The sequence below is a fragment of the Alteromonas sp. 5NW40-0090 genome (assembly GCF_057552975.1).
On the sequence record NZ_BAAJLT010000012.1, the window covers coordinates 16110 to 28830 of the forward strand.

Consider the following 12721-nt stretch of genomic DNA (forward strand, 5'->3'; position numbering starts at 1 on the left):
TGGGATGTTTTTCTTCGTATTAAAGGCTAATTTTTGTGCGGGCCTTTAATACAAGAACCGTTTGTGTCGCTTTTATCATTTCTTTTGAAAACGTTGATGAGCTTTTGCACTTACGCTTTTCCTTCAGCCATAAGTGCTTCAATTGCATCAATGTCTTTTGGCACACCAGCAGTAAGAATGTCTACACCTGTTGCGGTAATGACCACATCGTCTTCAATGCGTACTCCAACGCCTTTGTATTTTTCCGGCACGTTGCTGTCTTGGCTAATGTAAATGCCGGGCTCAACAGTGATCACCATGCCCGGCTTTAACGGCCGGTCTTCACCGTCAATTTTGTAGTTGCCTACATCATGCACATCTAGCCCTAAATAGTGCCCCAAACCATGCATGTAAAACTGTCGCCACGTTTCATTTTCAAGGTTTTCTGCCACACTACCTTCAAGTACGCCAAGGTCAACTAAACCTTGAGTAATAATTTCAACGCTATGCAACATGGCTTCAGAAAGGGTAACCCCGGGCGCTAGCATATCTAACACGCTTTTTTGCGCATTTAATACAACGGAATAAATTTCTCGCTGAGCATGGGTGAACTTTCCATTTGCAGGAAACGTTCGCGTGATATCCGCAGCATAACCTTGATATTCTGCGCCTGCATCGATCAAGATCAAGTCACCGTCATTTACCTGCGCGTTATTTTGCGTGTAGTGCAAAATACATGCATTATCGCCGCTTCCAACAATGGTACTATAAGCAGGTGATCGGGCCCCCGCCATGGCAAATTCATGGTGAATTTCAGCTTCTAGCTGATATTCGTAACAACCAGGCGCAGCGAACTGCATAGCTCGCTTGTGCGCACGGGCGCTTATCTCACCCGCCGCTTTCATCATGGCCACTTCACATGCTGACTTGAATAAACGCATTTCATGTAAAATAGGCTGTAAGTCGTGAATCGCCCTTGGCGCCAGTGATTCTTTAGGCGCATCGCGTAAGGTATTTAGCGCTTCGGAAAATACCAGGTCATAGTCTTTCTTGTGACCCAACGAGAAGTACACGTTGTCTTGACCTTGAATTGACGCTAATAACGCTTCTTCAAGTTCTTGCAACTCAAACGCTTCATCTAGGCTAAACCGAGCAAGTGCTGCTTCAGCGCCCAGGCGTTTACCGTGCCAAATTTCTGCACTCTTGTCTTTCTCTTGTACCACCATTGCACGATAACTTTCACCGTAACGAGGGTTATTAGACAATATCAACCAAGCATTAGGCTCTTCGAAACCTGTCAGATACCAAAAGTCGCTATCTTGCCTGAACACATATTCAGTATCGCGACTTCGGGTTACCATACCTGCTGCAGGCACAATACACACACTGTTTGGCTTGCACTGAGCAAGTAGTCGGTCTTGCCTAGCGATAAACTCTTGCGCACTAATCATAAAAAAGAAAACCCTAAAAAATTCTCGTTAAAGCAAATGGCGACTTACCTCCGCTTCGATTGCCTTAAATTATTAGTGTACGGATGGCGTGTCTTGTTGATCATCTAGCAGCGATTGACCAAGTTCACTGAAGCATAAAATTGCTGAAATTTTTACGTATTCTTCAACTTCAAACAGCGCCTTTTCAGACTCTTCATCTGCATCCATCGGCTCTTCCATACGTGAAATATCAGAAAAATCTTCGAGTGCTTCTTTTACGTCGTCAGAACATTGCATAAGATCTTGCTGGTGTAGACCAAACCCAAGCATAAAACCCTGCACCCAATTAATCAGTGCAGCTCCGCGGTCATTTATCGGAGCTTGGTCGTCAGGAAGCAACAAATTGAGTGCAAATTCTGGCTCAAGAAGCTGCTGACAGGTTTGATTGAAAAGGTTATTCAAAAGGTGCTTAGTAGGGTCGCTAAACGCATCCCCTTGATTAATGGTTTCACTTAACGCTTCTAGCCACTTTTGGTCGGTCAGCGACATGCCACCACAAAGCATACCGCACAGAATGCCATGCACTTCTGCAGCGTCAACAATTACGCCTTGCTGAGACAATTTATTACTTACGCTATCGTAATCGAGCTGTTTTTCCACGAATTGTTCTCTTTTGTTTTGAATAGTTTGAGATACAAGCGCCACTTTTGTATAGCGGTTAATTACCGTCTATTTTGGCGGCGACTTACGTCACTGTCATCTCTTGATGGAGTTAATACTAGCAAATATCAATGTGTAACGCTTCCTTTTGCCCGCCACTGCTCTAACTTTGAACAAACAGCAAAAATACCTTTAGGGTCTCATAACACTGTGTCGTATACACTTTACACAACGGTGCTTAAACGTTGTTTACTCACTGTTCAAACAGTGTTTAATTCGCGGTGATTTAGCTAAATTTGCTGCCGGACGGCTAGCAACATCATCAGATTTCATCTAAGATCGTTGTTGTTGGATATGGAATTCCTTTCGCAACAGCATGACAGTGTTCATTAGCGTTTAATACCAGCATTAGCTTGTTGGTTATTATTGAGCTTCTCTTATATGCGTGTATAATTGCTGACCAATTGGTCAAGAAAATAGTATTTTTTTACCGTTTTTACATTCACCACGCAAAATAGTTATAAAGCGCCTTAGGTGATCCTCTTCACGGGATCTCGCGTTTGTTATACCCTGTTGCGTTAATACAACAACAATGTTTCCTGGGATGTTTGCTAGTTCATTCATGTCCCTGGCCGATGCTTTAAACCTAGGAAGTTGAAACAGCTGCTATTGTGCAAGCTCGACGCGTATCGAGAAGCCTACGGCAATTGTGATACTTCCGCCCTGAACTTTTCGGTTCACGGGCGAAACATGAACAGCGGCATTCTGGGAAGCGCCCTCTTTCGACGGAAGAAGAAATGGCAATAATAAATTTTGGCTCTATCAATATTGACCACGTTTATCAGGTAGATCACTTTGTGCAGCCTGGAGAAACGCTGGCCTCTACCCATTATCAAACTTTATTAGGTGGTAAGGGTGCAAATCAGTCTATTGCTTTAGCGCAAGCTGGTGCAGACGTAAGGCACGTCGGCAGCATTCACGAAAACGACGCTTCATTTAAACAAGCTCTAATTAAAAAGGGTGTTGATTGTCGTGGTGTAAAGTGTTCAGAAGTTCCTTCAGGCCACGCCATCATCCAAGTTACCCCTAGCGGTGAAAACGCCATCGTATTATTTGGTGGTGCCAATCAAACCATTACCGCAAAAACCGTAATGCAGGCGTTAGACGACACTCGCCCTTCAGATTGGGTACTAACCCAGAATGAAACCAGCAGCATTGAAGAAGTACTTCGCCAAGCGAAAGAAAAGCAGCTAAAGGTCGCTTTTAACCCAGCGCCTATGAGCGAATCGGTTAAACAGCTTCCGTTAGACTGTGTAGATTTACTTATTGTAAACGAAACCGAAGCCGCTGCGATTACCGGTAAAGAAGAACTTGAAGATATTGTGACAGTGTTCAAAGAGCAGTGGTCACACTGCGAAGTTATTATTACACTAGGTAAAGCTGGTGTAATGATGCTGCGCAAAAATGAAGCTGTAGAAGTAAAAGCATTCTCTGTAGACGCGGTAGATACCACCGCAGCCGGTGACACATTTATCGGTTATTTCCTGTCAGCATACAGCAACCACACCGATGCAAAGCAAGCATTGCGTCGCGGGTGTGCAGCTTCGGCCATTGCGGTTACTCGTGAAGGCGCAGCGCAGAGTATTCCAACACAAAAAGAAGTGGATCGTTTCTTAGCGAAACACGCCAACTAGCAAGACGCACTGAGATAAATTGATGGCACATAAGATCATATTAGATACGGATCCGGGGATTGATGATGCAATGGCGATCTTTTTCGCTTTCCAATCTCCAGATATTGAAGTTCTCGGCTTAACTACCGTTTACGGTAACGTTCCGGTAACGATGGCAGCACAAAATGCACTAACACTTTGTGAAATTGCAGGTAAAGATATTCCTGTAACTAAAGGCGTAGGTATGCCATGGGTTGGCCCAGAGTCAAACTATGCACACTTCGTACATGGTGAATACGGCTTTGGTCACATTAAGCCTGAAGCACCTAAGACCGAGCTTGACCCACGCAGCTCTGCGCAGTTTATCGTTGATATGGCGCGTAAGTACCCGGGCGAAATCACCATTGTTGCTATTGGCCCATTAGGTAATTTGGCACTTGCACTTCGTCTTGAGCCGGAACTGCCTAAGTTGGTGAAAGGCGTTAGCATTATGGGTGGTGCGGCGTTTGTTCCGGGTAACGTAACACCGGTTGCTGAAGCAAACATTTGGAACGATGCTCACGCGGCAGAAATCGTGTTTGCAGCTGACTGGGAATTAACGATGTTTGGTTTGGACGTGACAAACTTCACGCCATTCTCACCAGCCTTTGTTGAAAAGCTTGAAGAGAAAAACAATACGCTTGGCGGTTTTGTGAAAGAAAGTGCCCAGTTCTACATGGATTTCTACTCGCAAAATCGTGAAGATCGCGTGTGCTTTTTCCACGATGCATTCCCAATTGCCCACCTTCGCCACCCTGAGCTATTTGAACTGACTGAGGGTCACGTGCGCGTTGGCACAGGAACTTTAGACAGAGGTCAAACCGTAGTTGCGCCTAAAGGTACAACACCTAGCCCGCTATGGAATGAAGCAAATACCATAAGAGTAGCGACTAAAGTTGATCATCAAAAGCTGGAACAACTATTCATAGACACCTACGCTCTGTGATATGTTTAAGGGATTGTTAGTAAGCAATCCCTATTTTATTTCAGCGTTAGGTTCATAAAATGCAATCTGCCCCACTCCCCACTAATGAGGAAGAACGTCTTGCCGAGTTGCTCAGCTACGACGTACTTGATACCGAAGCTGAACAGCTGTTTGATGACCTGACGGCGCTCGCTTCGCAAATTTGCGAGACTCCTATTGCACTTATTAGCTTAATAGACCCTGATCGCCAGTGGTTCAAATCACGAGTGGGGTTGGATGCTGAAGAGACGTCCCGGGAAATTGCTTTCTGCTCTCATGCGATTTTGCAAGAAGAAGTGTTCGAAGTTTCTAACGCCACATTAGACCCTCGATTTCATGATAACCCTTTGGTAACTGGCGCGCCTGATATTCGCTTCTATGCTGGTGCACCACTCATTACCCCATCGGGACACGCAATCGGTACACTTTGCGCCATTGACCGCAAACCTAAAACACTGACAGAAGCGCAGAAAGCATCACTTCAAACCCTTAGTAAATCGGTAGTTGCGCATTTGGAACTGAAGCGTAAGAACCGAGAACTAGAGCGCACTAGTCAATTTAAATCGGACTTTCTGTCTTACATAAGCCACGAAATCAGAACGCCGCTTAATGCAATAAATACTTTTAGCCAGCTGCTTGAGGGCGAAGCCCAAAAGTTAAACCTACCCCAGTCATTTACCACCTCGCTCTCCCATGTGAGCCAAAGCGGTGAGAGGCTATTAGAAATAGTAAATTCTGTGCTTGATATCAAGCAGATAGAGGCAGGAAAAATGCGCGTGATGCCACGCGCGGTAAATACAAAAGACTTTTTCACTCACTTGTTCTCATTAACGAAGATCCGCGCAGAAGACAGCGGTATTATTTTTTCTACAAGTATTGATGAAGCCGTGCCCGAATCGCTGTTTTTTGACGACACCAAATTTGGACAAGTCGCGCTTAATTTGCTGTCCAATGCAATTAAGTTTACTGGTTGCGGTAAATCTGTGAAGGCGCAGGTAAAATATAAAAATGCAAACATCATTTTTAACGTGGTTGACCAAGGCATTGGTATTAGCGATGAAGACCAAAAGCGGCTTTTCACACCTTTCGAACGTATGGAAAATGCGCATCAGATTAGTGGGACCGGCTTAGGCTTAAATATATCTAAGCGCCTTGTCGAGCTCATGGACGGGTCTATTAAAGTCAGCAGTAAGTTGAACCATGGCACTCGCATAAGCGTTACTTTACCGGCCGACGCGTTGAGTGCAAATCAGTTCGTTGAATCTGAACCACGCAGCTTCGTGGCGCAAGTCAACATTAGCCACTCCGCGAATGTTTTAGTGGTTGAAGACCACTATATAAACCAAGTAGTTATTCAAACCTTATTCGAAAAACTTGGCGTGTCTCTCTCTGTAGTGAGCACTGGCGAAGAAGGCGTTGAATACGCCAAGTCTAATCCTGTCGACTTAGTTCTTATGGATCTTAACCTTCCTGGCATTCAAGGCGATGAAGCAACAGCCCAAATAAAGGGGTTCAAGCCAAATTTGCCTATTGTTGCATTAACGGCGGATGTGATAACCCAACCAGAATATTTGCGTGAGCAAGGCCTTGATGATGTCTTGACCAAACCCATTGAGAGTAGTGAATTGGTTCGTGTACTTAATCACTATTTAGGTGAATCTGATCGTTAACTTTTTGGTTTAAAGCGAGTAAGGCCTTCAATCATGCAGATAAACGTTTCACAAGAAAGCATGGTAGCTCGCGCACAGTTGCGGAAAAAGCTTCGCGAAGCACGCCGTAGTTTATCTTTTGAACAACATGAGGATGCTGCAAAACGCGTAGCATCACAACTCAATGCCCTGCCTTTTCTCAACGAGAGCACAACAACAGCGGGATATTTAGTTAACGACGGCGAAGTCAATTTAAAGTACTACATCGACTCTGTTTGGCAGGCTTCAAGCAAAAAAAGATTCACACTTCCTGTACTACACCCTGTATGCAAAGGGCATCTACTTTTCTTAGCTTACAACCCAAACACCCAGCTTATTCGGAACAAATACAACATTGAAGAACCCGTACTGGCTTGTGAAAACGTTATTCCTGTTAAGCAATGTGATGTTATTCTTATGCCGCTCGTAGGCTTTGATAGTAACGGTAATCGCTTAGGCATGGGTGGTGGCTATTACGATCGCACCTTGAGCTTCACTCAGCGCCAAATGGGTTCCCATTTACCTCCCAAAAAACATGCGCCAAAGCTGGTAGGCATTGCCCACGACATTCAAGAAGTAAATGCCCTACCTATTGCACCGTGGGATGTGCCGCTTGATGCTATCGTAACACCCACGCGCACCCTGCATTTTACTAACTCGTGATAGTCATTATAACAAATTGAATATACGAACTTGTGGGTTCATGTACGCTTATACGATACACTTGCGAACACAATAAGTCGGAGAATGACCATGGATCAGAACGCAAAAAAACAAGCCGTAGCCAAAGCAGCCATCGAATATGTTGAACCAGACAGCATTGTCGGTGTGGGTACAGGCTCTACCGTAAATTTCTTTATTGAAGAACTCGGTAACATTAAACACAAAATCGAAGGCGCAGTATCAAGCTCAGAAGCATCTACCGAGCGTTTAAAAGCTCTAGGCATTGAAGTGTTCGAGTTAAACGAAGTCAGCAACCTTTCGGTTTATATCGATGGGGCCGATGAGGTCACTGAACACAAGCATATGATTAAAGGTGGAGGCGCAGCACTCACTCGCGAGAAAATCGTAGCCGGCGCCGCAACTACTTTTGTGTGTATTGTTGATGAAAGCAAGCGTGTACCTGTTTTGGGCTCATTTCCGCTACCGGTCGAGGTTATTCCCATGGCTCGCTCTTTTGTAGCCCGTGAGCTGGTGAAACTTGGTGGCGATCCTGAATACCGACAGGGAGTAGTGACAGATAACGGTAACGTTATTTTAGACGTACACAACCTTGAGATTCTTAACCCGCGAGAACTGGAACAAAAAATAAATAATATTCCTGGCGTAGTGACTAACGGTATCTTTGCGCTAAGAGGCGCGGATATTGTACTCAGTGCCACAGAAAGTGGTGTCGAAACCTTTAAGTGATAGCTTGGCACGGCGTATAGTGCGGTGAAAAGCTATACAAAATACTGCTTTCAACTTAATGCGTTTTCTGTTAATTTCCGTTTAGACGTCTAGATGTCCTTATTTAAGTGCCAGGCGTTTCAATGTTTACGCTAACTAAGGTCCGCGTCATTAGTAGCGAAAGCAATCAACGTGATTATAAAAGCTTGGTAGCAGTTTAGCTAAAGCAAGGCTCCAGAGGAGCGTAGTGGTGCACATTGCCGCACAGATTATACAAAGCTACGCTTTTAATACTTGTACGTTCAGTTAGTCTTGGATTAGCGATGCAAGCAAACCAAATTACATCAGTGAGAGATAGCGAGTTCATGAGCAAAGTTTCATTAGAGAAGGATAAAATCCGAATTTTATTGTTAGAAGGTGTTCACCAGAGTGCATTGGAAACACTAAAAAGCAATGGGTATAGCAACATTGAATTTCTCAAAACCTCACTTCCTGAAGATGAGTTAATTGAGAAGATAAAAGACGCCCACTTTGTTGGTATTCGCTCGCGTACCCAAATTACCGAAAACGTGGTTGATGCAGCACAAAAGCTTGTTGCTATTGGTTGTTTCTGCATCGGCACCAACCAGGTTGATCTTGAAGCCACACAACGTCGCGGCATCCCGGTATTTAATGCCCCGTTTTCTAATACTCGCTCGGTAGCTGAACTGGTTCTTGGGCAGATTATTCTTTTACTTCGTCAAGTACCCAGCAAAAACGCCAAAGCTCATCGTGGTGAATGGGAAAAAACTGCGGTTGGCTCTTACGAGGCTCGCGGAAAAACCCTTGGCATTATTGGATATGGCCACATTGGTACTCAGCTCAGTATTCTTGCTGAACATTTAGGTATGCGCGTTCAATTCTTCGATATCGAGGACAAACTTGTGCTGGGTAACTCGGCCCAGGTGAAGTCACTAGAAAAACTACTTAATACCTCTGATGTGGTGTCGCTACACGTGCCTGAAACGCCTCAAACTCAAGATATGATTGGCGAGAAAGAACTGTCTCAAATGAAAAAAGGCAGCATTCTAATTAACGCTTCTCGCGGTACCGTCGTTGATATTGACGCGCTTGCAAAGGCATTGGAAAGTGGCCACCTTAACGGCGCAGCAATTGATGTATTCCCAGTAGAGCCTAAGTCTAACACTGAAGAGTTTGAGTCACCGCTTCGCGCGTTCGACAACGTTATTCTTACGCCACACGTAGGCGGAAGCACACAAGAAGCGCAAGAAAACATCGGAATTGAAGTGGCAGGAAAGCTAGCGAAATACAGCGACAACGGCTCTACGTTGTCAGCAGTTAACTTCCCTGAAGTATCGCTTCCTGAGCACACTGGTCGTTCACGACTACTTCACGTACATAAAAACCAACCGGGTATTCTTACCCAAATTAACCAAGCGTTTGCAGAAAAAGACATTAACATTGAAGCACAGTATCTACAGACTAACGCGGAAATTGGTTACGTGGTTGTGGATGTTAAAGAAGACCGTGGCTATGAAGCATTGGCAGAGCTTCAACAAATTGATGGCACAATTAAGACTCGCATTCTTCACTAAGAAGCCTTGTTTGTAGCCTAAACAAAAAACGCTGCACTATGTGCAGCGTTTTTTATGCTTATTATTTTACTTCAATACTTTTTACTTCGATGTTTTGAAGGGCCTATTGGCCTTTAAACGAATTAGTTCAGCTTAGAAGAAGTTGTAAACTAGGCTTACAGCAGTTTCAGTATCAAGCTTTTCTACATCATCATCAACGTTGGTGTTGTGATCTAATTTAAACGAAAGGCGCATAGAAAGGTTACCACTAATGGTAGCAGTTAAGGCTGATTCAGCACGTGACTTAGTGTTGTCAGCCCCCACTTCCGTACTCACTGTTTGAGTAAATTTAGCAGTATCAGAAATCTTCCAAGAATATGCTGATGATGCACGAACAATCATGCTATCAAGGTTTTCACCGTCTTGAGTTTCAATGAAAGAATAACCCGGACCGATTGAATATTCTAAGGTATGGCGCTTGTTTTGAAGAACCTTTTGGTTCCAACCCGCAGCTACAGTAGCCTGGTAGTTAAAGTTGCTGAATCGGTCATCTTCATAAGATGCGAATCCGAATAAACGGTTATCTGGGTTGGCGAGTTTATAGTTACCCTGCGCTGAACCGAAGAACTTCTGTGCAGAAGTAAATTCAATATCTTCTCCGTCATCGCCTTCTACCGTCTCTTTCTTGTAAAGACCTTTAAGAATGTAGTCGTTACTCCACTTCTCAAGTTCTTGATGCGCTTGAATACCTGCGCTGATAGATGTTGTTTCAGTGTTACCTGATGTAGAGATAAAACCTAGCTCACCTTCCATTGTAAAAGGCTTCACTTCATCGTCTTGAGCGAAAACAGCCGGAGAAAGAGAAATTGCAACTAGAGATGCAAGCACTTGCTTTTTCATTGAACAATCCTATTGATTATCGGTCCATTCGTTGTACGCGATACCTTTTGAACTGCAAGGCGGTACAACACGAGTTTTAAAAGAAGTCTGTTAAGTAATGCACCAGAGGAACTGGCATCACAAACAATGGTGCGCAGTGTACATTTTCAAGCCTCTCAGTCAATGAGAACGCGGCAAAAAGCCTATATTCAACTGTTAATTTACACTAATTGACTAAAAGAATTGATAGACCAGCGCTACCGATGTTTCTGTGCTTAACGCCGCGACATCTTCAGGGGTGTCTGTTTCGTGATTTAATATGAATGATAATTTCATTGCCAATGATCCAAACACATTGGCAGAAAGCGAGGTTTCTGAGCGAGATTTTGTATTTTCTTCGCCGGCCTCTGTGCTAACGAATTGCCTTAATTTTGCACCCGAGCTCCAATGATATTTATACTCAGCAGACGCGCGCACTATAATGCCGTCATTCACAAGGCTCTCGTTGTCTTCTTCCGCTTCAATAAAGGAATACCCTGGCCCGACACTATAACGAAATTCGCTATCTTCATTTCGCCATACGCGCTGTGACCAACCCGCAGCAAGTGAAGCGCGATGCTCATAACCGGTAAACTGATCGTCTTCGTAATCGCCATACATGAAGAGGCGTCGTCCCGGCGTAAGCAGTTTATAGTCGAATTGTGCGCTCGTGAAAAAGCGCTGTGCGCTGATATCGCGCTCTGTAGTTGGCGTACCACTTTCTTTATAAAGCAGTTCAGCAAAATAAATACTGCTCCAGTTTTCGGTTTCGTGGTCAGCGTTGACCGCGGCTTTAACGCTGGCTGCAGACGTGTTGCCGGTATTAATTAAAACACCGAGCTCTCCGTCTAATGTAAAACGCGGTATTTCATCATCGGCGTCGGGAGTAAAATCTGCATGATAAAGCGTTTCAATGAGATCCCTCGCGTTTGCAGATAAACACACGCCAATACAAATGGCACCTACAACAACACGTGGCCGGAAGATTTTTCTAAACATAATCTGATTTTACGTCGAGCTATTATAGTTATTAGATTACGTCTATTCGAGACGCACGTAATACCAATCCTCTGGGAGAGCTTTACTCTGATTTACAATATAAAAGTGCGGTGACAGAACTGATGCACTGAAAGCTCAGTGAATAAGCGACACAATTTTTGCTGTTTCTTGCTCAGCATATTCAATTGAGTTACTTATCACTTCCATGTCGAGACTTACTGTATTGGCTATTTCTGGCGTAAAAAGTTCAATGTCAGCATAGTTTTCTTTATCAAGTTGACTAAGCGTTATACGACTTGCAATTGCAAGAACACATACATCAACGTCAGAAGTATATTTTGCTGCATCGTTCATAAATGATACGGGATAAAAAAGACCAATCGGTAAAAGCCATTTTTCAAGTATGATACCGCTGCAATGTGCAAACGTAAAACCGAAATGAGCCAGTTGCTCAATATGTGGCAAGTCGCTCTTTTTCGCATTTCGGTAACCGTCATAAAGCTTAGGCTCTTTCTTCGCAACAATGATTTCGCTCAGGTTTTGCAAAATACCCATCACAAAAAAGCGTTCAGCGCCGCGAACATTCAGCCGCATGGCTAGACTCTTCGCCACCATCCCGCAATAAACAGAAGCATGCCAGTGCTTGTCTAAATCAATTAGCAATGTATCAAAATGCTTAAACGCAGTGGTTGCAGTTTCAGCAATAACCAAATTATAAAGCGCTTCGCCACCGATTACATTTATGGCTTTTGTTACAGATTCGATTTGAGAGGGGAAACGAAAAAGCGAACTATTGGCCAAGCGTAACACCTTAGCAGTGAGAGAGGGGTCGGCGCTGATTAGTACAGCGATGTCTTCGATACTCGAGCGAGGGTTGTCTAGCGTTGAGCGCAAGCGCACGCAAATATCAGGTAACGTAAATGATTTCGCAGCATACGAAACATACTTTTCTAACGGCATTAATAAATCTCAAACTCTTTTTTAACGACTTTCAGGCGGCTCATCGAAAAGAGAAAACTGTTGTGCCGCCTCCTCGCCCTTCAGTGCTTGCGCTTTGCGTAATTTTGCTAAAACTGCATTTTTACGTCGTACACACGCACTAATTATCTTTCTTTTTGTTGCATCATCAACTTTAAGCCAATAAAGACGCTCATCACGGCTTCTATAGCAGCCTTTACAGTACCCTCTTGGACCAGACTCGCAGACACCTATACAAGGACTTGGGATTTCAAAAAATTCAAGCTGCTTAGACTGCGCTTTGAGATCCGTCATTTCAGGCTTACCACCCTTAGTCAATGAGCTTTGAGTGCTTGAGAATACTCAGCACTGTCCTAAATTAAAACGCATATGGGCGAATCTAGCCAGTAGACATTAGCAGTAATCTAATACATAAAATGCACAAATGCGC

The 12721-nt window shown here is 44.0% G+C and carries 12 protein-coding genes and 1 other RNA gene; 7 read left to right on the top strand and 6 right to left on the bottom strand.

What is annotated here, in order from left to right; translation table 11 throughout:
• Nucleotides 1-110: 110 nt before the first annotated feature.
• Together pepP and AC27KT_RS15070 are read right to left on the bottom strand one after the other, a co-directional pair.
• Nucleotides 111-1430 carry a Xaa-Pro aminopeptidase gene (gene pepP, locus AC27KT_RS15065; RefSeq protein WP_487131290.1) on the bottom strand — a complete coding sequence of 440 codons (1320 nt, stop codon included), beginning with the start codon at nt 1428-1430 and terminating at the stop codon, nt 111-113.
• A 72-nt stretch (nt 1431-1502) separates the two neighbouring features.
• Nucleotides 1503-2069, bottom strand: coding sequence for a UPF0149 family protein (locus AC27KT_RS15070; protein WP_039218554.1), 567 nt, complete (start codon nt 2067-2069; stop codon nt 1503-1505).
• Nucleotides 2070-2662: 593 nt separating this feature from the next.
• On the opposite strand from AC27KT_RS15070, the gene ssrS reads away from it, so the two are divergent.
• From ssrS to serA, 7 genes are all read left to right on the top strand, one after another.
• Nucleotides 2663-2845, top strand: a non-coding RNA gene (gene ssrS / locus AC27KT_RS15075) — 6S RNA.
• Nucleotides 2846-2866: 21 nt separating this feature from the next.
• A complete protein-coding gene (locus AC27KT_RS15080) occupies nt 2867-3763 on the top strand; it encodes a ribokinase (RefSeq protein ID WP_487131293.1) in 897 nt (298 codons plus the stop codon).
• A gap of 22 nt (nt 3764-3785) precedes the next feature.
• Nucleotides 3786-4727, top strand: a complete 942-nt coding sequence (locus AC27KT_RS15085; protein ID WP_487131295.1) for a nucleoside hydrolase — start codon at nt 3786-3788, stop codon at nt 4725-4727.
• A 59-nt stretch (nt 4728-4786) separates the two neighbouring features.
• Complete coding sequence (locus tag AC27KT_RS15090; protein ID WP_487131297.1) at nt 4787-6415, top strand: ATP-binding protein; 1629 nt, start codon at nt 4787-4789, stop codon at nt 6413-6415.
• A gap of 33 nt (nt 6416-6448) precedes the next feature.
• The gene (locus tag AC27KT_RS15095; protein ID WP_487131299.1) at nt 6449-7096 is read left to right on the top strand and encodes a 5-formyltetrahydrofolate cyclo-ligase; all 648 of its coding nucleotides are present in this window, start codon (nt 6449-6451) and stop codon (nt 7094-7096) included.
• Between the two features lie 90 nt (nt 7097-7186).
• The gene (rpiA, locus tag AC27KT_RS15100) at nt 7187-7843 is read left to right on the top strand and encodes a ribose-5-phosphate isomerase RpiA (RefSeq protein ID WP_487131301.1); all 657 of its coding nucleotides are present in this window, start codon (nt 7187-7189) and stop codon (nt 7841-7843) included.
• Nucleotides 7844-8187: 344 nt separating this feature from the next.
• Nucleotides 8188-9417, top strand: coding sequence for a phosphoglycerate dehydrogenase (serA, locus tag AC27KT_RS15105; RefSeq protein ID WP_487131553.1), 1230 nt, complete (start codon nt 8188-8190; stop codon nt 9415-9417).
• 132 nt (nt 9418-9549) lie between these two features.
• On the opposite strand, the gene AC27KT_RS15110 is transcribed toward serA, so the two are convergent.
• The 4 genes from AC27KT_RS15110 to AC27KT_RS15125 form a co-directional block, all read right to left on the bottom strand.
• A complete protein-coding gene (locus tag AC27KT_RS15110; RefSeq protein ID WP_487131303.1) occupies nt 9550-10296 on the bottom strand; it encodes a DUF481 domain-containing protein in 747 nt (248 codons plus the stop codon).
• Nucleotides 10297-10509: 213 nt separating this feature from the next.
• Nucleotides 10510-11313 carry a DUF481 domain-containing protein gene (locus tag AC27KT_RS15115; protein ID WP_487131305.1) on the bottom strand — a complete coding sequence of 268 codons (804 nt, stop codon included), beginning with the start codon at nt 11311-11313 and terminating at the stop codon, nt 10510-10512.
• 135 nt (nt 11314-11448) lie between these two features.
• Nucleotides 11449-12273, bottom strand: a complete 825-nt coding sequence (locus AC27KT_RS15120) for an HDOD domain-containing protein (protein ID WP_487131307.1) — start codon at nt 12271-12273, stop codon at nt 11449-11451.
• A gap of 21 nt (nt 12274-12294) precedes the next feature.
• A complete protein-coding gene (locus AC27KT_RS15125; RefSeq protein ID WP_487131309.1) occupies nt 12295-12585 on the bottom strand; it encodes a DUF1289 domain-containing protein in 291 nt (96 codons plus the stop codon).
• Between the last annotated feature and the right edge of the window lie 136 nt (nt 12586-12721).

Bases quoted from the DNA above. Each gene is read 5' to 3' on its own strand.
- serA (WP_487131553.1), top strand. From the start codon at position 8,188: ATGAGCAAAGTTTCATTAGAGAAGGATAAAATCCGAATTTTATTGTTA.
- AC27KT_RS15125 (WP_487131309.1), bottom strand. From the start codon at position 12,585: ATGACGGATCTCAAAGCGCAGTCTAAGCAGCTTGAATTTTTTGAAATC.
- AC27KT_RS15085 (WP_487131295.1), top strand. From the start codon at position 3,786: ATGGCACATAAGATCATATTAGATACGGATCCGGGGATTGATGATGCA.
- AC27KT_RS15090 (WP_487131297.1), top strand. From the start codon at position 4,787: ATGCAATCTGCCCCACTCCCCACTAATGAGGAAGAACGTCTTGCCGAG.
- pepP (WP_487131290.1), bottom strand. From the start codon at position 1,430: ATGATTAGTGCGCAAGAGTTTATCGCTAGGCAAGACCGACTACTTGCT.
- AC27KT_RS15115 (WP_487131305.1), bottom strand. From the start codon at position 11,313: ATGTTTAGAAAAATCTTCCGGCCACGTGTTGTTGTAGGTGCCATTTGT.
- AC27KT_RS15110 (WP_487131303.1), bottom strand. From the start codon at position 10,296: ATGAAAAAGCAAGTGCTTGCATCTCTAGTTGCAATTTCTCTTTCTCCG.
- rpiA (WP_487131301.1), top strand. From the start codon at position 7,187: ATGGATCAGAACGCAAAAAAACAAGCCGTAGCCAAAGCAGCCATCGAA.
- AC27KT_RS15120 (WP_487131307.1), bottom strand. From the start codon at position 12,273: ATGCCGTTAGAAAAGTATGTTTCGTATGCTGCGAAATCATTTACGTTA.
- AC27KT_RS15095 (WP_487131299.1), top strand. From the start codon at position 6,449: ATGCAGATAAACGTTTCACAAGAAAGCATGGTAGCTCGCGCACAGTTG.
- AC27KT_RS15080 (WP_487131293.1), top strand. From the start codon at position 2,867: ATGGCAATAATAAATTTTGGCTCTATCAATATTGACCACGTTTATCAG.